The 20,317-nt window shown below is 39.7% G+C and carries 16 protein-coding genes; 14 read left to right on the top strand and 2 right to left on the bottom strand.

Going from position 1 to position 20,317, the window contains the following annotated elements:
• The first annotated feature begins 10 nt into the window (after positions 1-10).
• The 4 genes from RWN13_RS15805 to abc-f all read left to right on the top strand — a co-directional run bounded on the left by RWN13_RS15805 (position 11) and on the right by abc-f (position 5,662).
• The gene (locus RWN13_RS15805) at positions 11-1,726 is read left to right on the top strand and encodes an MGH1-like glycoside hydrolase domain-containing protein (RefSeq protein ID WP_314065563.1); all 1,716 of its coding nucleotides are present in this window, start codon (positions 11-13) and stop codon (positions 1,724-1,726) included.
• The gene (locus RWN13_RS15800; protein WP_314065561.1) at positions 1,719-2,633 is read left to right on the top strand and encodes a DMT family transporter; all 915 of its coding nucleotides are present in this window, start codon (positions 1,719-1,721) and stop codon (positions 2,631-2,633) included. The genes RWN13_RS15805 and RWN13_RS15800 overlap by 8 nt, the downstream gene beginning before the upstream one ends.
• Positions 2,605-3,612 carry a LacI family DNA-binding transcriptional regulator gene (locus RWN13_RS15795; RefSeq protein ID WP_314065559.1) on the top strand — a complete coding sequence of 336 codons (1,008 nt, stop codon included), beginning with the start codon at positions 2,605-2,607 and terminating at the stop codon, positions 3,610-3,612. The genes RWN13_RS15800 and RWN13_RS15795 overlap by 29 nt, the downstream gene beginning before the upstream one ends.
• Positions 3,613-4,084: 472 nt before the next feature.
• On the top strand, positions 4,085-5,662 hold the full coding sequence (abc-f, locus tag RWN13_RS15790) for a ribosomal protection-like ABC-F family protein (RefSeq protein ID WP_314065557.1): 1,578 nt from the start codon (positions 4,085-4,087) through the stop codon (positions 5,660-5,662).
• Between the two features lie 88 nt (positions 5,663-5,750).
• Here the strand turns inward: abc-f and RWN13_RS15785 are convergent, their stop codons facing one another.
• The gene (locus RWN13_RS15785) at positions 5,751-7,451 is read right to left on the bottom strand and encodes an NFACT RNA binding domain-containing protein (RefSeq protein WP_314065555.1); all 1,701 of its coding nucleotides are present in this window, start codon (positions 7,449-7,451) and stop codon (positions 5,751-5,753) included.
• Positions 7,452-7,579: 128 nt separating this feature from the next.
• On the opposite strand from RWN13_RS15785, the gene RWN13_RS15780 reads away from it, so the two are divergent.
• From RWN13_RS15780 to RWN13_RS15755, 6 genes are all read left to right on the top strand, one after another.
• Complete coding sequence (locus RWN13_RS15780; RefSeq protein ID WP_314065553.1) at positions 7,580-8,275, top strand: hypothetical protein; 696 nt, start codon at positions 7,580-7,582, stop codon at positions 8,273-8,275.
• A gap of 353 nt (positions 8,276-8,628) precedes the next feature.
• Positions 8,629-10,074: a DUF1958 domain-containing protein gene (locus RWN13_RS15775; protein WP_314065551.1), complete on the top strand. Its 1,446-nt coding sequence runs from the start codon at positions 8,629-8,631 to the stop codon at positions 10,072-10,074.
• A 462-nt stretch (positions 10,075-10,536) separates the two neighbouring features.
• A complete protein-coding gene (trpX, locus tag RWN13_RS15770) occupies positions 10,537-11,541 on the top strand; it encodes a tryptophan ABC transporter substrate-binding protein (protein ID WP_314065549.1) in 1,005 nt (334 codons plus the stop codon).
• A gap of 6 nt (positions 11,542-11,547) precedes the next feature.
• On the top strand, positions 11,548-12,432 hold the full coding sequence (locus RWN13_RS15765; protein ID WP_314065548.1) for an ABC transporter permease subunit: 885 nt from the start codon (positions 11,548-11,550) through the stop codon (positions 12,430-12,432).
• A complete protein-coding gene (locus tag RWN13_RS15760; protein ID WP_314065546.1) occupies positions 12,433-13,197 on the top strand; it encodes an ATP-binding cassette domain-containing protein in 765 nt (254 codons plus the stop codon).
• A gap of 28 nt (positions 13,198-13,225) precedes the next feature.
• The gene (locus RWN13_RS15755; protein ID WP_314065544.1) at positions 13,226-13,663 is read left to right on the top strand and encodes a GNAT family N-acetyltransferase; all 438 of its coding nucleotides are present in this window, start codon (positions 13,226-13,228) and stop codon (positions 13,661-13,663) included.
• Between the two features lie 20 nt (positions 13,664-13,683).
• On the opposite strand, the gene RWN13_RS15750 is transcribed toward RWN13_RS15755, so the two are convergent.
• Positions 13,684-14,418 (bottom strand): MerR family DNA-binding transcriptional regulator, encoded by a 735-nt coding sequence (locus tag RWN13_RS15750; protein WP_314065542.1) that lies wholly within the window; start codon positions 14,416-14,418, stop codon positions 13,684-13,686.
• A gap of 250 nt (positions 14,419-14,668) precedes the next feature.
• On the opposite strand from RWN13_RS15750, the gene RWN13_RS15745 reads away from it, so the two are divergent.
• The 4 genes from RWN13_RS15745 (at position 14,669) to RWN13_RS15730 (ending at position 20,259) form a co-directional block, all read left to right on the top strand.
• On the top strand, positions 14,669-16,894 hold the full coding sequence (locus RWN13_RS15745; protein ID WP_314065540.1) for an excinuclease ABC subunit UvrA: 2,226 nt from the start codon (positions 14,669-14,671) through the stop codon (positions 16,892-16,894).
• Between the two features lie 452 nt (positions 16,895-17,346).
• Positions 17,347-17,991, top strand: a complete 645-nt coding sequence (locus tag RWN13_RS15740) for a 3D domain-containing protein (protein WP_314065538.1) — start codon at positions 17,347-17,349, stop codon at positions 17,989-17,991.
• A 195-nt stretch (positions 17,992-18,186) separates the two neighbouring features.
• The gene (gene obgE, locus RWN13_RS15735; protein WP_314065536.1) at positions 18,187-19,500 is read left to right on the top strand and encodes a GTPase ObgE; all 1,314 of its coding nucleotides are present in this window, start codon (positions 18,187-18,189) and stop codon (positions 19,498-19,500) included.
• A 201-nt stretch (positions 19,501-19,701) separates the two neighbouring features.
• Positions 19,702-20,259, top strand: coding sequence for a DUF1269 domain-containing protein (locus RWN13_RS15730; RefSeq protein WP_314065534.1), 558 nt, complete (start codon positions 19,702-19,704; stop codon positions 20,257-20,259).
• Positions 20,260-20,317 lie beyond the last annotated feature (58 nt).

Below are 20,317 nucleotides of genomic sequence, written 5' to 3'. Positions count from 1 at the left end.
GGTGGAGAGAGTGAATTACGATATTAAAGACATTCCTTTTTCGAGAAGAGGGTCTTACTTTGCTGTCTCATTTTTAAGCAAACAGCAGGCGATGTTTATTCGGGATGTCCATGGAGGGGATGAGTCACCTAGTGAACTGTTTGAGCTAATAGTGGAAGGCCATAGTGATTTAAGCAGCGAGACTTTTCAGGCCCAATACGTGGTTGAAGCGACGGAAACTCTTTTTAAAATCAGTCGACGGTGCAACCAGTCTGATTATGTTGCCATAATCCTGCCTACAGCAGAACAACTGAGAATCAAAGTAGCCGGATTGACGGTGACTTTAAAGGCTCATAAAGGTCGATATGACAGTCTGAACCAGTTAAATTCGACGACATATGAGTATATCTCCTATAAAAAAGAAACGAAATATCAATTGCAATTGACCGGGAGTCATATTCAAGTGGACGCTCCTTGGTATCGAGTAGGGAATCCAAAAGTTAGCTTCCGTTTAGATGGGAGGCAAGAGGTTCAAGAGTTAATCATGACTAATTATCACGTCGTTTTTAAGGAGTGTGACGACACCTTGCCGACTTTTGAACGTGCTCATCAGTTAGTGGTGCAAGAGTATCAGGCATGGCTGAACTCGTCTCTTAAGGTACCTGAGAAGTATCAAAAAGGTCAGGCAATGGCTAACTATATCATCTGGTCCAGCATCGTGCGACCAGTTGGTCAGTTAACCCGTGAGTCGGTTTACATGTCAAAAAACTGGATGCAAAATATTTGGAGTTGGGACAATTGTTTTAATGCTATGGGAGTGGCAGCTAGTCATCCCGAATTAGCGTTTAATCAATTTCAGGTTTTTATCGATCATCAAGATGAGTCAGGGGTTTATCCTGATTTCATCAATGACAAATACGTGTCTTACAACTGCTGTAAACCACCGATTCACGCTTGGGCTTATGAACAGTTAATGGCTGTTCATCCTTATTTTAGTCAGCCCGAACAATTAAGTGTGATTTATGACAGTTTAGTGGCAACGACTAATTTTTGGCTGACTCATCGTTTAAGTGATCAAGGGTTGCCTTATTACACGCACGGCAATGATTCAGGCTGGGACAATGCCAGTCTTTTTCATCAGGGATTGCCAGTTGTCTCACCAGATTTAAGTGCCTATCTCATTCAGCAATTGGATATCTTAGGAAAGTGGTCCAAACAATTAGGTCGCAAAGATAACCAAGACTGGCAGCGTTTAGGAGATCAGTTGACCAAACGGTTATTAGAGGACCTTTACGATGGCCAACAATTTATTGCCCGCTCTTATAGAACGGGAGAGGCAATTGATGAGAGGGGCAGTTTGTTATTGTGCTTGCCCTTGGTCATTGGGTATCGGCTGCCAGAATCGATTCAGAGTCGCTTAATCGAGCAAATTACGACTCAGTTTGAAGGCCCGTTTGGCTTGCAGACGGAGACGAAATCCAGTCCTCATTATCAGGTTGATGGCTATTGGTTGGGCCCGATTTGGGCCCCAGAAAGCTTTATCTTTTTTGATGCATTCCGCCGAAATGGGCAAACAGAGATCGCCAAAAGGTTGGCCCAAAAGTATTGTCAGTTGGCAAATGAGCACGGAATGGCTGAAAATTATAACCCTGAGACAGGAGAAGGAAACGATGACTTATCCTTTACTTGGACTTCTAGCGTATTTTTGTTACTGGGCAATTATTTAAAGGAGTGGGCAAATGACTAAATCAAGGAGATTAGGGCAGTTCGGGCTAATGGTTGTCGCCATTATTTGGGGAAACGGCTTTGTTGCCAGTGCCCTGGCATTGGCCTATTTTAATCCCTTTCAAGTATTAGCCATTAGGTTTACCTTAGCCTTCGTTGTTTTATTGCTTTTTAATCTCAAGAGGCTTAAAACACTTACTAAATCAGGGATCTTAAAAAGTTCTGCTTTAGGTGTGGTCTTGTACTTGGCATTTATGTTTCAGACGATTGGGTTGCAACACACCACTCCTTCGCGAAATGCCTTTTTAACAGCGGTTAATGTGGTGATTGTGCCATTTTTAGGTTTACTTATTTTTCGAAAAAAAATACCAGTCAAGGGATTAATTGGGGCAATAGTCAGTTTTCTGGGGATTGCCTTTATCTCCTTGGACACGGGTCTAACACGTCTAAACCAAGGGGATGTTTTAACCCTTATCTGCGCGGTGTTTTTTGCCTTACATATTTTTTTCACTGATATTTTTGTGAAAGACGACCAGGCCTGGGCCATTACGTTGATTCAACTGGGAAGTGCCGCCGGCTGCAGTTTGGTAATGCTGTTATTTGACAACGATCCTCTCCCAACCTTATCTCAGCAGTCTATTTGGCCGGTATTATATCTTGGGTTAATCAGTACCCTAGGGGCTTACTTTTTACAAACCTATTCGCAAAAATACACCACTAGCAGCGAGGCCGCAGTTATCTTATCCACGGAAGCTTTTTTTGGGATGTTGGGATCTGTTTTATTATTAAAGGAAGTCGTCAACTTTCAAATGATAATTGGTGCAATCTTAATATTTTTAGGTATACTAATAGTAGAGTTAAAACCGAAAGCCAAAAGTTTTCAGAAGGTGAAGAGGGCATATGACGAAGAAACGAAATCCAACCATTAAAGATATAGCAGAAATCGCGGAAGTATCGCCGGCGACAGTCTCCCGAGTGTTGAATTATGACACGACACTGAACGTGCCAAATGAAACCAAAATTCGGATATTTGAAGCGGCAGAAGAATTGGATTATGAAACACCAAAAACCAAAAAGAAAAAAGAAAATCAGCAAACCATCGGCTTGTTGTGCAGTTACTCGGCAGAAGAAGAACTGGAAGATGTCTATTACTTAGCCATTCGTGTGGCATTGGAGAAACATTTATTGTTGGATGGTAAAAAAATTCTAAGAATTACCAAGCAGCACCCTAAAAGCGTGTTGACGAGTTTAGATGCGGTTATTTGTTTGGGCTTGTTTGATTTAGAAGACGTTACGTGGCTGAAAAGCTTAGATAAGCAAGTTATTTTCATTGATTCATCGCCAGCTCCTGAGGAATTTATGTCAGTGGTCATTGATTTTAAATTGGGGACGGAAAAAGCTCTTAACTATTTGTTAGAGTTGGGCCATCGTCAAATTGGGTTTATCGGAGGCAAAGATGAAAATTTTGCGGTAGATGAGCGGCAAGTCGTTTATGAGCATGTTTTACAAAAACATCAATTGTGGAACAAATCCTGGACACAAGTTGGCAACTATACGCCGGCAGATGGTTACAGGCTATTTAAAGAATTAATGGGGCAAGCAGATCGTCCAACGGCCGTTTTTATTGCTAATGACTCTATGGCTGTTGGCTGTTACAAAGCGGCTCATGAAATGGGCATTCAAATTCCAGCCGATGTCAGTTTAATAGGGTTTAATGATTTATCATCATCTGAATTTTTAGTGCCGGCCTTAACGACGATTCGTTTGCAAATTGATTTTATGGTGCAAGTTACCATCGAGTTATTAAACCGTATGCTGGTCAAAGCTTATGACTATCCAATCAAACATACGATTCCGCCACAATTGATCGTCAGAGAAAGTACCCAAGGAATTGCCAAGTTAGCGTAATAAAAAAGTCTAACCGAAAATGAATGAGTGAAGGGATGATGAACGATTTTACTTTACACAGTAGTTATTATTTGTTATTCTAAAGACATTAAAATAAAAAGGTGGTGAATGGTCAGATGAATTGCACAAAAATCAATAACAAAAAATTACAACGTTTTATTGCTCTTAACCGTGCGATTATTTCCGTATTTTTTGCTAAGGGGACAAGTGTGTCCAAAAACAGCAATTAAATACGAGAAAAAGACCATTCAGGCTAATTTTTATTACGACTAAATTCATTATTAAATAACACTGTTATCGATGATGCTAGAGCCATGACGTCTTTGTCATGGCTCTTTTTGGTGAATTCTTTAATCAAATGAGACCCTTAGTCGCTTTTGATTAAAAAGTTCCTAACGTGACAAAGTTGTCTCAGGTTTCTGCCTTTAGACACAGTAGAAATTGCCTCGAATGGAAGAAAGCAGGCAAAAAAATGATTATTCAGTTGAACAATGTGACAAAAACAATTGGCGGCGAGCTATTATTCGAAAATTTAGATATGCGTATCAAAGAAGGCCAAAAGGTAGGCCTAATTGGCCGAAATGGGTGCGGTAAATCGACCTTATTGAAAATGATTATGGGAATTGAAGGATTGGATCACGGTCATCTCAGCATTCGCAACCAGATGACAATTGGTTATTTAACTCAGGAGCGTGTGACTTCAGATGGATTGGTAGGGAGGGATTATCTGTTGTCTGCCAGAACGGAAGTAGTGGCGTTAGGTAGACAACTCAGGGAACTTGAAAGTCAGTTTGCGACAGCAGGAGATGATTTGGAGCGGCTTTTAGTGAGATATGGCAAGCTTCAAGAAGAATTTGAAGAAGCAGGAGGTTATGAGTTGGAGAGTAATAGCGACACGATTGCTAATGGCCTCGGTATTTCCCAGTTATTGACTCAACAAGTAACATCCTTAAGTGGTGGGGAACAAACGTTGCTGGCCTTAGGGAAAGTATTGCTAGAAAATCCCGATATTTTTTTGCTAGACGAACCGACCAATCACCTTGATTTAAAAGGATTAGCTTGGCTGGAAAACTATATAAGCAAGTCGAAAAAAACGTTTATCGTGGTGTCTCATGATCGCCATTTTTTGAATCAGGTAGTGGACACGATTATTGAATTGGATTTTGAGGCAGTCGTATATAAAGGTAATTATACCGCCTATCAAGAAGCTAAGAAAAAGCGCATGGAGATTTTAGCGAAAGATTATGAAGAGCAACAAAAAGAAATTAAAAAAATCAAAGATGCCATTCGCCGCTATCGTCAGTGGGGAAATGAAAGTGATAACGAAAAATTCTTCAAACGGGCCAAGCATTTAGAAAAACGCTTGGAGCAGATGGAGGAAATCAGTCGCCCACCAAAGGAGCAAGCGGCTTTGATGAAATCCTTCAACTTTAGTCAGCGATCGGGTAAGGAAGTTCTGACTTTTAAAGGTGTTTCGAAATCTTTCGGGGCCAACGCACTACTTACTAAAATTGATTTTAACTTGTTTTGGCAAGATAAGGTGGCGATTTTAGGTAGAAACGGTAGCGGTAAAAGTACAATCTTGAAGCTATTGTTGGAGTGTTATCCTGTTGATGAAGGGGAGATTAAACTTGGCAGTCAAGTTCAAATCGGCTATCTCTCTCAATCCATTGACTATGATGATCCCCAACAAACGGTTTTAGAGGCATTTCGCAGCAGTTGCCAATTACACGAAGAGGAAAGTCGACGAACGTTGGCTAAATACCTGTTTTTTAAAGAAGATGTGTTTCGACAAGTCAGTAAATTAAGTGGCGGTGAGAAAGTTCGCTTGGAATTGGCGAAACTCATGCAACAGCCTAATAATTTATTGGTGTTAGATGAACCGACTAACCATTTGGATATTGAGACGCGTGAATTATTAGAAGAGGTCTTGGATCATTATCAAGGTACCCTATTAGTCGTCTCACATGATCGTTATTTTTTAGAGAAGACAACAACTAGTTATTTAACCATTGAGAATCAAAGGATTAGACCTAGTCTAACCTTATAGGGCTCCTAAATAAATAGTGGCTCAACAGGAGGATTTATCTATATAAATAAAAAGTTGCTCGTCCCTGATTGTGGGAGCGAGCAACTTTTTAAAGTTTTAAGCGTTCGACTAATTCTTTATCTGGAGTCACATAAATCGTTTGTTGATTGTCATAAATCACATAACCAGGTTTGGCGCCATTTGGTTTTTTTACGTGACGGACAGCCACATAGTCAATAGGGACAGAACTTGATAAACGGAATTTGGAGAAGTAGCCAGCCAGATTCGCTGCCTCCGCAATCGTTTCATCGCTTGGATTGTTGCTTTGAATAATGACATGAGAGCCAGGAATATCTTTTGCATGGAGCCAAATATCATGTTTATTGGCGGTTTTAAGGGTCAGTTGATCGTTTTGCAAGTTGTTCTTACCGACTAAAATCATGGTGCCGTCGCTTGCCTGATATTTTTCAGGTTTACTTTTAGCTATTTTCTTTCGTTGACCTGCTTTTTGTTTCAACCGAATGTATTTACCCTCAACCAGCTCTTCGCGGATAACGTCGATATCCATGGGCGAAGCGATTTCCAATTGAGAGAGGACAGACTCTAAATAAGTGGCTTCTTTTTTAGCTGCTTCGATTTGGGCGGCAATGATTTTGACACCATTTTTTAGCTTAGAGTACTTTTGGAAATACTTTTGAGCATTTTGAGCTGGTGATAAATCTTCCCGCAAGTTAATGGTAATTGGGGCATTTTCATCATAATAGTTTTCCAGAGTCACACGTTTGGCGCCTCGTTCCACTTGGTGGAGGAAGGTGGTTAACAACTCTCCCTTTTGGCGAAATTCTTCTGCGTTTTCCGTGTCTCCTAAAGACCGTTCTAACTTCTTGATTTTTGAGAGGGTCTTTTTGTACTCATTGTCAATTTTCCGAATTAGTTCGCCTGCTTGTTGTTTGACTCGTTCCCGTTCCGCTTTGCCTGAATAGTAGCTTTCCAGCAACTCACTGAGTGAGGGAAAGGTCTGACGATCGGTTCCCAAATAATCATAGGCAATGGGTGTGAAGTATTCCTTTCCTTGAAAAAGGCTTAAGGTTGGTTCAGGCTTACTGTCAATGGCTTCCCAGAAGCTATACCAAGTCTTCATTCGCTCGGTTGGTTGAGCTTTTAGACGAGTGGCTAACTCAGTTGCCGTATCAAATCCCAACCCTTGAAAATGCTCTTGGAAAAACTTACCAGTTAAGTCATCGGCAGTTGCCAGTAACTCGAAAAGACGGGTTTGTTTAACTGTAAAGGGATTTGATTGGGAGTCGTTTAATGGGGGATGGACATAGGTAGCGCCAGGGAGTAAGGTACGGTATGTATTTTGACTTGGCCCTACATGCTTAATGCAGTCAAGAATTTTTTTTGAGTCATGATTGACCAAGACAATCGTACTATGACGTCCCATTAATTCCACCACCAGAACAATGTCTTCTAAATCGCCAAGTTCATTGCGTTTTGAAAAAGAAAAATGGATGATACGATCGTTGTCAATTTGTTCAATTTTTTGCAAGATAGCCCCTTCCAAGTATTTGCGTAACATCATACAAAAGTTTGGAGCGGTGGCTGGGTTCTGGTAATCCACCGTTGTCAGTTGCATCCGAGCATACGCTGGATGAGCAGATAACAATAGTTTGTGATTTTTACCTTGATTGCGAATGATTAACATAATTTCATTATCGTAAGGCTGATGGATTTTTGACAAGCGTCCATTAAGGAGTTTGTCTTTCAATTCAGCCGTCATTGCACGTGTAAAAACGCCATCGAATGACATAAGTATTGCCTCATTTCTCTCTAAATTACTCATAGTCAATTAGAAGAAAAAAAGGATTTTTCAATTTGTCTTTCCTTTTCTTTCAGCAATGAGTATACTATTATTATAACAGAGTAAGGGTGAAGTGAATGGATAAATTTGAGAACATTAAAGAGATTGTTTTAAAAAGAACAAAATCATTGATTAATTACGTTAAAGAAAACTGGCAAGTATCTGCCATAGCTGGCTTATCTATTGTGTTGGTGGTCTTAGTTATCGCAGTAGTAATTCCTAATACTCAGCGTAAAATTCGGATTAAACAAGCGGACTCTTTGGTGATGTCCCAAGTATCAGCTATCAAACAAGTCAAGACCGTAGACTTTGATCAATTAGAGAGTACCATTAGAAAAAACGAGAAGGTACTAGTTGCCATTGTTGACCCAAATGATAAAAATTACGATCAGTTTTTGGAAATTTTGAATGATAAAGACAAGATGGCCGAATTCGACGGGACGATGTATTTTTTCCCAATTCTTTATAATGAAAAAAAAGTCAGTGATTTTTATCATCTAAAAGGCGGTATTACCTTGATTTATTTTGAAAATCAACAAGAAGTGGAACGAATCGCCTTGGATAATCAGCAGGAAATTGAATTGTATTTAGTGGATCACCTCAACAGTTTATTACGTCCTTCAAGTGATGAGTTAGATAAAATTGCGGCAGCCAAAAAAGCGGAAGCTGACAAGCAAGCCGCTCAAAAAGCCGAAGATGAAGAAATTTTGGATGAGTTGCAAAATAGCAGTACGGGAACGAGTACAAGTAGTAGCGAGACGACAGCCCAATAATCCCTCTAAAGTTGAATCACGATGATTCAACTTTTTTGCTGTGAGTTTAAAGTGAAGGGAAAAAGCCAGATTTTCTTAATTTTAGCTTATTTCTAAAAATTCACTTGCAAAACTAACACAAGAAAGGAATAATAAACGAATAGGCATTGGTTTTTATGAGATGGGTCAAAATGATGTCATTGGTGATAACAAATCATTAAACCTAAACCATGCTAGACTTGATTGAACGTGACTATTTTGTAAGGTTAGACCCTATTGATTTAGTGGTCAAGTAACGGTAGTATGGAATAGGTATAGGAATAATTGGTTGATTAGTCATAAATGTGAAAAGTATAATTAATAAGGAGTTTAGAATGAAGAAAACGATTAGTAAGTTGTTAGTTGTGTTAATGCTGAGCTTAAGTTCATTAGCATCAGGGATAGTTGCTGTAGCTCAGGAAGATATTATGACGATTACCAGAGAAGCTGGTTATAAGGTTGATGAGAAGTACCGACCAAAGACCTCAATAATGATTGACTCGCAAACAGGCCGGGTATTATGGGAAGATAAGGCAGATGTTCAGCGGTATATCGCCAGTTTAACAAAATTGATGACCTTGTATTTAGGATTTGAGGCCATGGAGGCTGGGAAATTTTCTTTAGATACAAAGTTGCAGCCGTCTCAAAATGTGATGAATATTTCTCAGATATACAGCCTGAGTAATAACAAGATGGCTCCAGGAGTCGAATACACAATTGAAGATATTATTCACTTAGTATTGATTCCTTCCTCAAATGCAGCAACTGTGATGCTTGCTAACTTGGTGAGTGATGACGATGCAGCTTTATTTGTCAATAAGATGAATGACAAAGCCAAAGAGCTCGGCATGACCAATACGATTTATTATAATGCCACAGGTGCTGCAAGCAGTTTTTTTGAAGGCTATTATTTGCCTGAGGGAATCGATCCTAATGGGGATAACATGTCGACAGCTCGCGATTTATCCATACTGGCTTACAATATGTTAAAAAAATACCCGCAAATTTTAGAATTTACTAAAAATCCAACTTACACGGTCAAACCGGGGACACCGTACGAAGAAACCTTTGAAAGCTATCTCTTTGCTCTTCCTGGTAAAACCTATGCCTATGAGGGCTTTGATGGTATTAAAACAGGGTCCAGTCCTTCAGCAGCCTTTGGGTTTGTTGGCACAGCCAAACGTCAGGATACCCGTTTTATTGAAGTGATTTTAGGGGTTGGGGATTGGACAGATCAAATCGGTGAAGAAGAACGACATCCTTTTGGCAATGCGTTGTTGGATCTGGGGTTTAACGGCTTTGAATACAAAAAGGTTCTTGATAAAGGGGAACAAAAGATCAATGATCAAACCATTATTTTAGAGAGTGATTTTTATACATTAGTACCTAAAAATCAAGAGTTAACTTTTAAGTTGGATAATAATCAATTATCTTTAGCCACTGATTTACCTCAAGTTTCTGACAAGATTCCAAATCCAACAGTGGCCTTTCAACCGGCTGAAAAAGGCAAGTTATTCAGTAAAAAAGCCGCTGATAAAGGTGATTTAAAACCTACTAATGATGGGTCATTCTTTTCAAAGATTGATAAATACGCAGTTCCTGCATTAATCACACTGGTCGGCTTAATTGTCATTGTGTTGTCTCGTTTACAAGGCAAGCCCAAAAGAGGGAGCCGTCATAGTTCTCAATCAGGGATGGGCAAAATAACCCTCATCACGGGTCTGTTAATCACAGTCGTGGGACTTGGTTATGGTGTTTTAATTGGTTTAAATATTCTTTAGTCGACTATAAAAGAGTTTAATTCAATAAAGTTATTGGTTAAACTCTTTTATTAGATAAATCGTCTGGAACTTGCCAATAATAAGATTTGCTATTGACATATCTGAGCGGTCATCGTAAACTAAGATTTATAACTGGAAGAGAGGGATTTTCATGACACACTCAAAAACAACCCAACTGAATAGTTTAAGATGGCAAAGCTGGCGTAGATAGTTGTGTGTATGAATGTCTCTATTCATAGATGCAACTTTTAGTGTACTTTCTAAAATTGTATCTATGGGGCTAACTTAGGATGAAAGTGACCACATAGATTGAACATCTATGTGGTTTTTGCTGTATAATGGCAGGGTTCACCCCTTCCAAAAGCAATGACTACAATGGTCATTGCTTTTTTTAGAATAGTGGGGAAAATGAAAATTCAGCGGATCGTTTAGCGCTAATGATTAATAATCGGAGGAATGAACATGAAGAATAAACGACTTATAAGTGTAGTAGGATTGATCGTCATTTTTTTAGTGGTAAGTTTTGTGATGGAAAAAACCGAAATGACCGCTAAAACCAAAAAAAAGCAGATGCTAACAGTTGGTGTGTTGCAGTTTGTGAGTCATCCGGCCTTAGATGAAATCTATCGAGGCATTCAAGATGGCTTAAAAGAAGAAGGGTACGAGGAAGGCAAAAATCTAAAAATAGAATTCCAAAACGGTCAGGCTGATCAAAGTAAGTTGAATACGATGAGCCAGCAGTTAATTAATAAAGAGGCTGATGTCTTAATTGGTATTGCCACGCCAGCTGCCCAAGCCTTGGCAAACTTAACGACGGAAATTCCCATTGTATTGGGGGCAATTACGGATCCTAAAGGCGCTAACTTAGTGGCTGATAATGAAAAACCTGGGGGAAATATTACGGGTGTCAGTGATAAATCGCCAGTGGAAGCCCAATTTGACTTAGTAAAAGCATTGTTACCGGAAGCCAAATCAGTTGGTATCTTATACTCCTCGGCAGAGGATAATTCGAAATACCAAGCCAATGAAGTGGAAGCAGTTGCTAAAAAGCATGGGATGACGGTTAAACATTATCCCGTACCATCAGGCAATGAAATTTCGCAAATGGTTCAAGTCATGTCCTCTGAGGTCGACATGATTTATATTCCCACAGACAATATGATTGCGAACGCCATGCAAATTGTCGTGGATATTGCCAATAAAAATGAGACGCCGATTATTCCGTCTGTGGACACCATGGTGGAGCAAGGGGGCTTAGCGACGGTGGGAATTAACCAATATAAGTTAGGTGTTCAAACTGGTCGCATGGCAGCCGATATATTGGCTGGTAAAGCAGAGCCGGCCACAACTCCGATTTATACCTTTACTTCAGGGGATATTATTATTAATCAAACACAGGCAGAAAAATTAGGGATAAACATTCCGTCAGAGATATTAGACAAAGCTATTATTGTTGGAAAGGAGTAATGTAAAATGATTGTATCAGTTATAGGTCAAGGATTAATTTGGGGGATACTGGGATTAGGCATCTTTATGACCTATCGGATTTTAAACTTTCCAGATATGACCACAGAAGGTTCATATCCCTTAGGGGCAGCAGTCTGTGTCACGGCAATTACCCATGGGATGTCGCCACTGATTGCCACAGTATTAGGCGTCTTAGCGGGAATGGGCGCTGGCTTAGTCACGGGTTTGTTGTACACAAAAGGCAAGATTCCGATTATCTTATCCGGAATTTTGGTTATGTCAGGATTGAATTCAGTTATTTTATTCGTTATGCAATCGCCTAACTTGTCTTTGTTGAATCAAGCCAAGATTCATGATTATTTTAAAGGATTAAATTTACCTAATTATTTCGATACAGTGTTAATCGGTTTGATTGGGGTAGGAGTTATTATTACGTTGTTATTGATTTTCTTTAACACAAACTTGGGGCAAGCCTATATCGCTACTGGGGATAACGAAATCATGGCTCGCTCACTGGGAATCAAAACGGACCGGATGAAAATATTAGGTCTGACCTTGTCTAACGGGGTGATTGCCTTAGCAGGCGCTTTATTGGCGCAAAATGATGGGTATGCCAGTGTTGATAAGGGGATTGGGGTAATCGTCATCGGATTGGCTTCAATAATTATAGGCGAGGTTATCTTCGGTGAATTGACGTTGACGGAGCGGTTGATCGCCATTGTTGTCGGCAGTATTATGTATCAATTATTGATTCTCGTAGTGATTCGTTTAGGTTTCAACACCAACTATTTGAAAATCATTTCAGCCGTTATATTGGCGTTGTGTCTCATGATACCTCAGATAAAAAGTAAACTCAATTTAAATTTTTTGCCTGAAAAGGAGGAGTTGTAGATGACTGAAGCAGTACTGGAAATTCAAGAGGGTGTTAAAGCCATTTCCAACGGCTTAAATGAATCTAAAGTGATCATGAACGAGATGAACTTGACCATTCACTCAGGAGATTTTATTACTGTTCTAGGTGGAAATGGAGCCGGCAAGTCAACCTTGTTTAACACGATTGCTGGTAGCCTACCGTTGACAAAAGGGAAAGTTCTATTAAAGGGTCAGGACATTACTACCAAAAAAGAAGAAGAACGAGCCACCTATATATCCCGGGTATTTCAAGACCCTAAAATGGGAACCGCACCGCGAATGACAGTTGCTGAAAATCTGTTACTGGCCATGTACCGTGGACAAAAGCGACGTTTTAGAAAGCGACCGTTGCTTCAAAATAGAGAGTATTTTACAGAATTATGTCAGTTGATTGGCAATGGATTGGAGCAGCATTTAGATACACCAGCAGGTAACTTATCAGGTGGGCAACGACAGGCCTTAAGTCTCTTAATGGCGACGATCACCAAGCCAGATTTATTGTTGTTAGATGAACACACGGCGGCTCTTGATCCTAAAACATCCCGCTCCTTAATGGCGTTAACCAATCAACGGATTCAAGACAATCAATTAACGTGTTTGATGATTACTCATCGAATGGAAGATGCATTGATCTACGGCAATCGCTTGATTGTTTTACAAAAAGGTCAAATAAAAGTGGATTTAGCCAAGGAAGAAAAAGAAAAGCTAAGTTTACAAGATTTATTATTATTTTTTGAAGAGTAAGTTTCAATTAATTGTTATATAGAAGGGAATGAGGCTGTTGTATCATTACCGATTTGCAGTAGGTCAAGACAAGTGGGAAATTCTGGCTGTCTGGGAACGTTCGGTGATTGCCACTCACGATTTTTTAGGCGAAAACATCGAAGCTATAAAAAAAGAATTGGCTGGATTTTTATCTCAGTCAGAGATAGTGGTTGTTTGTAATCAGGAAGATCAGATAAAAGGCTTTGCCTCAGTGGCAGAAGGTCATCTCAATATGCTCTTTTTAGATCCAAGTATTATTGGCACAGGCGTAGGTAGCCGATTATTTGATCATATGTACCAGAATTATCCCTTTAGGACATTGGATGTGAATAAGGACAATCCCAAAGCTCTTGAGTTTTATCAGCGTAAAGGATTCCGTATCATAGCAGAATCCGCGACTGATGACCAAGGTCGCCCTTTTCCTATTTTACATTTAAAGAAATAACGCCAATTGACGATTTCCCTCTAGTAAGTAGTAGGAGGGAAATCGTCTATTTCTGTTAAGGCCAGTTCGTGACAGAGGACATATAAATAATGAATGCCTACGAGTTGGCGTTGAATCGCCTGATTGATATATCTTAGTGATTGCTTAGCAATCTCGACGATCTTCTCAGGTGAGTGATGGTCTAACCGAGTCAGCATGGTGCGAACGTCATTCAATGACCAAGTCGAAGTTTTAATCACTCGAATCAACAAGACTTTTTGAATCATTTCATAAGTAAACATGCGATAACCACTTTCCAGATCCTTTTCAGGGGTGATTAGGCCTTCTAAGCACCAGTGACGCAAGGCCGTTGTCGAGAGATTTAATTTATCCGCTACCTCTCCAATAGTAAACCAACCTCTTTTGGGAAAGTTTAATTCTGTTTGGAAATCTTGTCCTGTTAACATCTCCAACGTTCGATCGGTTAATTTTTTTTCTTTGTTTAAATTAGCTTGAGAGTCATTAATTAACCAAAAAGCGCCAAGCATGTCCTTTTCTAAGATTTTAAGCATGACATGATGGGTCAGTTGGTACCCAAAGCCTAAACTGAGGCTGCGAATCGCTTGAAAATAATAGAGATGTTCTGCCGTGTAGATCCGATAGCCACTGGCGGTTCGCTCTGGCTTTGGGACAATCCCGTCATCTTCATAAAAGCGCAAAGAACTGGTACTGATATTTAATTTTCTGGCGATGTCAATTGGCCGATAAGTCATCATAATCTCCTTCTGGAACTCAGTGTTGTTTTTCTGAGTTGATAAAACCTTTAGTTTATGAAAATTAATGGAATTATTTTTTAGAAATCTAAAGGTAGCTTTGGATTGTAAACTTTTTACGTAAAAACATTGTAAAACATTACGTAAATTATTGCAACTTTAGCACTTGCTTTAATGTGATACTATCATCTTGTCGGGTAAATTAGCGAAATAAGTAATCTTAACGACCAAATAATCTTTCGGAGGTAGCTGGATGACACAAGAATATTTGATTTTGAAAGGCGCAAGGGAGAATAATTTAAAGAATGTTTCATTAATGATCCCTAAACGCCAACTAACAGTTTTTACAGGGGTTTCAGGTTCTGGAAAATCATCGATTGTCTTTGACACAATCGCCACAGAATCACAACGGCAAATGAACGAAACGCACAGCACGTTTGTGCGTAATTTTTTACCAAAGTACAAGGAACCAGATGTTGATAGCATCGAACACTTATCTACCTCAGTTGTGATTGACCAAAAACGAATCGGCGGAAACTCCCGTTCAACCTTAGGGACGATCACAGATATTAATGGATTGATCCGCTTACTGTTTTCCAGAATGGGACACCCACAGATTGGCAATGCCAACTTCTTTTCCTTTAATCAGCAACAGGGAATGTGTCCAGAGTGCGATGGAATCGGACGTAAAATAGCAGTGAACATGGATAAAATGGTAAATAAGGAATTATCTCTAAATGAAGGAGCCATTCTTTTTCCGATTTTTGCCAATAATTCATGGTACTTGCAAGTTTATTTACAATCAGGATTTTTTGATAATGATAAAAAATTAATGGATTATTCAGAAAAAGAGTGGCACCAACTCCTTTATGGCAGCGGCGTAAAAGTTAAAGTGGATAGTCACAATATTAGTTTTGAGGGACTGTTAGTTAAATTTGATCGGATGTACTTAAAGAAAGACGGGGAGGTCTCTGAACGTACTCAGAAGCAAATTGCACCATTTATTCATGAAACGCGCTGTGAGCTGTGTCAAGGGCAACGGGTTTCTCAAGCTGCCTTGTCTTCAAAAATTAAAGGCTACACTATTGCCGATTTCTTAAAGATGGAATTGACGACCTTACAAGAGATTTTATTGGAAATTGATCAACCGGACATTCATCCAGTGATTAAAAGTTTAAGGGAGCGTCTGCAAAATTTGATCGATATTGGGTTGGATTATCTAAGCTTGGAGCGGGAAACGTCGACCTTATCCGGTGGTGAGTCACAACGAGTTAAAATGGTTCGCCATCTAAACAGTAGTCTGACGGATTTACTGTATATCTTTGACGAGCCGAGTATCGGTCTTCATCCGAGAGATGTGGAGCGGATGACTCAGCTGTTAATTAAGTTGCGAGACAAAGGTAACACGGTCTTGGTGATTGAACATGATCCAGATGTTATTAAAGTCGCCGATCACGTCATTGAAGTGGGTCCCCATGCAGGGGTTCATGGGGGCGAAATCATGTTTGAAGGTAGCTTTGCCCAGTTGTTAACATCTGATACACTAACGGGCCGCTTTTTACAACAGAAATTGCCCTTTAAAGCCCAACCTCGACAGGCTAACGGTCAATTGACGGCTCCCCCATCTAGTATTCATAACTTGAAAAATGTGTCAGTTTCTATTCCGAAAGGCGTTTTAACAGCAGTTACTGGCGTCGCGGGCTCTGGTAAAAGTTCCTTGATTTATCAGTCTTTTCTAAAGGAGCATCCAGATGCCGTTGTCATTGACCAAGCGGCGACTCACACGAGCTCTCGCTCCACACCTGTGACTTATATGGGAATTCTTGATGAGGTAAGGAAACAGTTTGGCAAGGAGAATGGTGTCAGTCCGTCTTTATTCAGCTTTAATTCGAAGGGAGCTTGTGAAGAATGTAAAGGATTGGGCTATCAAAGCCAAGACTTAGCTTTTATGGATTCGATTCGAATTAAATGCGAGGTCTGCGATGGCAAACGTTTCAAGGAAAGCGTGCTACAGTATCACTTAAATGGGAAAACAATTAGTGATATTTTAGAAATGACTGTTGAGCAAGCTTTCAATTTCTTTCAAGATAATAAAATTCATAAAAAAGTGAGTGCCCTTCAGGAAGTGGGGTTAGGCTATATTACCTTAGGCCAAAGCCTAAGCACCTTATCTGGTGGTGAAGCACAACGATTGAAGTTGGCCAGTGAATTACATAAAAAAAGTTCACTTTATATTATGGATGAACCGTCTACAGGGTTACATCTCTCTGATATTGCTCATATTTTAGAAATTATGAATAAGTTGGTGGATAAAGGCAGTACGGTAATCGTCATTGAGCATCATGTGGATATTATTCGACAAGCCGATTGGGTGATAGACATTGGCCCTGATGGCGGAAGTCGTGGTGGCGAGATTGTCTTTGAAGGGACACCTCAAGAGATGAGTAGGTCTAATAGTTTAACAGGTTCTTATTTATAAAGAAAAATGGTTTAGCTCGTTTGAGTTAAACCATTTTCCTATTATATAGAAGAAACTAGTTTAAAAATAGTCAGATACCCTGAAAAATAATGGCGGAATTCCTTGATAATTCAAGGGTTCGTTCAACAAGAGTACGATAAAAACGAATAATATTTGTCGTCGTTTTGTAACATAAGAGGGTCTTTATCTTATTTTTAGTAAGTGGCTCATTTTTATATTACAGATTTTCATTTATTTTCAGAAAAAACGCAAAAAAAACATTTGTTCGCACCCTGATAAATAAGGCTTCATAAATTATCTGACAATTCGACACAAAAAAAGCCTCAGCTTAATGTGATGTTAACGGAACTGATATTGTCTTGTAACATCGGGTTGTTATGCTTTGTCTCGTTCCCAAAGAGAACACAACCTGAACCCAACAAGAGGTTCCAAACAAGGAGAGTTATTATATAATGAACTTAAAGAAACAGGTAATCGGATTAGTAACAATCGCGACAATTGGACTAGGCATGGGAAGCACTGCATTTGCAGATAGCATTTATACGGTTAAAGCTGGAGACACGTTGTCTCAACTTTCATATGACTATCTAGGTGCGGCTGATAAATACATGACCATTGCTGAATCTAATAATATTGCAAATGCTGATTTAATTTATGTCGGACAAAAATTAAAGGTATCTGCTGATGGTAACATTACCCCTGCTACTCAAGAAGAAATTGCGACACAACCAGAAGTGGCGACTGTTGAAGAAGCTGCTGTTGTAGAAGCACCTGCACCAGTAGAACAAGCAGCACCTGCTGTTGAAGCAACGCCTCAAGGTCAAACGCTGACCGTTGAAACAACTGCCTATGATGGTGTTAGTCTTGGTGGCTTAACTGCTAGTGGGTACCAAATCTCTAGTACGGGTGATAAAGTCATCGCTGTTGATCCAAGTGTTATTCCATTAGGAAGCACGGTTTATGTACCGGGTTACGGAACTGCAATTGCTGCCGATACCGGTGGTGCGATTCAAGGAAACATCATTGATTTAAACATGAGTACGGCAGATGCCATTCAATGGGGACGTCGCACGGTAACAATCACTGTTTTATCATAAGAAAATGAGAAAAAACTGTGGAATTAATCGTTCTGCAGTTTTTTTTTGCTTATTCCAAAGGATTTGTTGGACAAACGAGTGGATAACCCTTAAAATGAGAAGAGACTTTTGAATTATAGACATGCTACTTAATTTCTCTGAGAATTTTGTAGGATTATATGACAGAGTGTATATAGAGGATTAGGAGGACAAAAAATGTCCATGTTTTTAGATCAGGTAAAAATTGATGTTCGCGCTGGTAAAGGTGGCGACGGAATGGTTGCCTTTAGAAGAGAAAAATACGTACCAGATGGTGGCCCTGCTGGTGGCGATGGTGGTCGCGGTGGCGATGTGATTTTAGTAGTTGAAGAGGGCCTAAGAACCTTAATGGATTTTCGTTTTAACCGTCATTTCCGCTCAACGCCAGGTGAAAATGGTATGAGTAAAGGGATGCATGGCCGTGGCGCGAAAGATACGTATGTCTCAGTTCCGCCAGGTACTACTGTAAGAGACGCTGAAACAGGGGCTTTACTGGGAGATTTAATTACTCACGGTCAAGAATTAATTGTCGCAAAAGGTGGTCGTGGTGGCCGTGGAAATATCCGATTTGCTTCACCGCGGAATCCTGCACCAGAAATTGCTGAAAATGGTGAGCCAGGTGATGAACGAATCATTGAATTAGAGTTGAAAGTCTTGGCAGATGCGGGCTTAGTCGGGTTTCCATCTGTGGGTAAATCAACCTTACTATCGATTGTCTCTAAAGCACGTCCTAAAATTGGGGCTTATCACTTTACCACTTTAGTCCCTAACTTAGGTCTGGTCTCTGTTGCAGATGGCCGTAGTTTTGTTATGGCTGATTTACCAGGATTGATTGAAGGGGCTTCTCAAGGTGTTGGTTTAGGTACTCAATTCCTACGTCATATCGAGCGTACTCGGGTCATTCTCCATGTGATTGATATGAGTGGAATGGAAGGTCGCGAGCCGTATGACGACTATCTGGCAATCAATAAAGAGTTGGAATCTCACAACATGCGTTTAATGGAACGTCCCCAAATTATTGTGGCCAATAAAATGGATATGCCTGATGCAGAAGAGAATTTAAAAATCTTCAAGGAAAAACTATATGCAGGGATTGACGATGAATTTGCTGAGAAAATTCCGGTTTTCCCGATTTCAAGTTTATCGAATAAAGGTATTGAGCCTCTATTGAGTACAACTGTTGATTTGATTGAAACAACACCGGAATTCCCGTTATATGATGAAGAAATGCAAGAAGAAACGGTTCGTTACGAGTTTACACCAGAAGAAAAACAATTTGAAATTTCTCGTGATGATGATTCTACTTGGGTTCTTTCAGGACAAGGTTTGGAAAAACTCTTTAAGATGACTAACTTTGACCGTGATGAAAGTACCATGCGTTTTGCCCGTCAACTACGTGGTATGGGTGTTGATGAAGCTTTACGTGCTAAAGGGGCCATCGATGGTGACTTAGTGAGAATTGAAACCTTTGTCTTTGAGTTCGTCGATTAGGTCAACACAAGGAAAAGGGAACTGATTTAATTGAAATGACAACCAACAGTCGTTGGTTGTCATTTTTTTCGGGATTTTCATCGTTATAATTTTGGTATTCAGGTATTTATTGGTACAATGATGGTATGGAGTTTGTAGCATGAGCTCGATCATGTCAGGGGTTTAACCTCAAGAGTAAAATTTAAGGAGCTGAATCAAGTTATGGCAAAAAAAGTAATTATTTTAACCTTTGAATTAGAAAGCGTCTCTTATCAAGCTTTTTCCGAAATAAAAAAAATGCACATGAAACGTGAGATTAAAGGGGAACAAATGGCAGTTGTGACCCATCGAGAAGATGGCACACATAAATTTGATATTCAAGATTTTATCGATTTTACAGGTAACAATAACAGTGCTAAAGGTAGTACCATTGGTATGCTGATTGGGTTGTTTGGTGGCTTTTTGCCGATGATGCTAGGCTGGTTTGCTGGTAGCGTGATTGGCGGGGCCAAAGATGCCAAGGAAATCACCGAAGCTAAAAGCATCTTTGAATCAGTTGCTGATCAAATTGGTGAAGGGCAAACAGGAGCAGTTTTAATTGCCGAAGAAGCTGATAATCGTCCATTGAATGATTTAGTCTTTAATCGTTTAGGTGGTCATATTACTCGTTTAGATTTTGATGAAGTGGAAGAAGAAATTTCAAGTGCTCAAAAGATGGAAGACGAGGCTAAAAAAAATAAAGATAAACATGAATCAGGGACACAGACAGAAACCAATTAAGTCAAGACGGTGAAAAACTTTTCAAAAAAGTGTTGCCTCTTTAACCTATTTCTTAGTA

Source organism: uncultured Vagococcus sp., from assembly GCF_963518325.1.
GTDB lineage: Bacteria > Bacillota > Bacilli > Lactobacillales > Vagococcaceae > Vagococcus_D.
This window is presented reverse-complemented; position numbering and strand designations above follow the sequence as displayed.

Excerpts from the sequence above, each read along its gene's own strand:
- RWN13_RS15800 (WP_314065561.1), top strand. The coding sequence starts at position 1,719 with ATGACTAAATCAAGGAGATTAGGGCAGTTCGGGCTAATGGTTGTCGCC.
- RWN13_RS15795 (WP_314065559.1), top strand. The coding sequence starts at position 2,605 with ATGACGAAGAAACGAAATCCAACCATTAAAGATATAGCAGAAATCGCG.
- abc-f (WP_314065557.1), top strand. The coding sequence starts at position 4,085 with ATGATTATTCAGTTGAACAATGTGACAAAAACAATTGGCGGCGAGCTA.
- RWN13_RS15785 (WP_314065555.1), bottom strand. The coding sequence starts at position 7,451 with ATGTCATTCGATGGCGTTTTTACACGTGCAATGACGGCTGAATTGAAA.
- RWN13_RS15780 (WP_314065553.1), top strand. The coding sequence starts at position 7,580 with ATGGATAAATTTGAGAACATTAAAGAGATTGTTTTAAAAAGAACAAAA.
- RWN13_RS15775 (WP_314065551.1), top strand. The coding sequence starts at position 8,629 with ATGAAGAAAACGATTAGTAAGTTGTTAGTTGTGTTAATGCTGAGCTTA.
- trpX (WP_314065549.1), top strand. The coding sequence starts at position 10,537 with ATGAAGAATAAACGACTTATAAGTGTAGTAGGATTGATCGTCATTTTT.
- RWN13_RS15765 (WP_314065548.1), top strand. The coding sequence starts at position 11,548 with ATGATTGTATCAGTTATAGGTCAAGGATTAATTTGGGGGATACTGGGA.
- RWN13_RS15760 (WP_314065546.1), top strand. The coding sequence starts at position 12,433 with ATGACTGAAGCAGTACTGGAAATTCAAGAGGGTGTTAAAGCCATTTCC.
- RWN13_RS15755 (WP_314065544.1), top strand. The coding sequence starts at position 13,226 with ATGAGGCTGTTGTATCATTACCGATTTGCAGTAGGTCAAGACAAGTGG.
- RWN13_RS15750 (WP_314065542.1), bottom strand. The coding sequence starts at position 14,418 with ATGATGACTTATCGGCCAATTGACATCGCCAGAAAATTAAATATCAGT.
- RWN13_RS15745 (WP_314065540.1), top strand. The coding sequence starts at position 14,669 with ATGACACAAGAATATTTGATTTTGAAAGGCGCAAGGGAGAATAATTTA.
- RWN13_RS15740 (WP_314065538.1), top strand. The coding sequence starts at position 17,347 with ATGAACTTAAAGAAACAGGTAATCGGATTAGTAACAATCGCGACAATT.
- obgE (WP_314065536.1), top strand. The coding sequence starts at position 18,187 with ATGTCCATGTTTTTAGATCAGGTAAAAATTGATGTTCGCGCTGGTAAA.
- RWN13_RS15730 (WP_314065534.1), top strand. The coding sequence starts at position 19,702 with ATGGCAAAAAAAGTAATTATTTTAACCTTTGAATTAGAAAGCGTCTCT.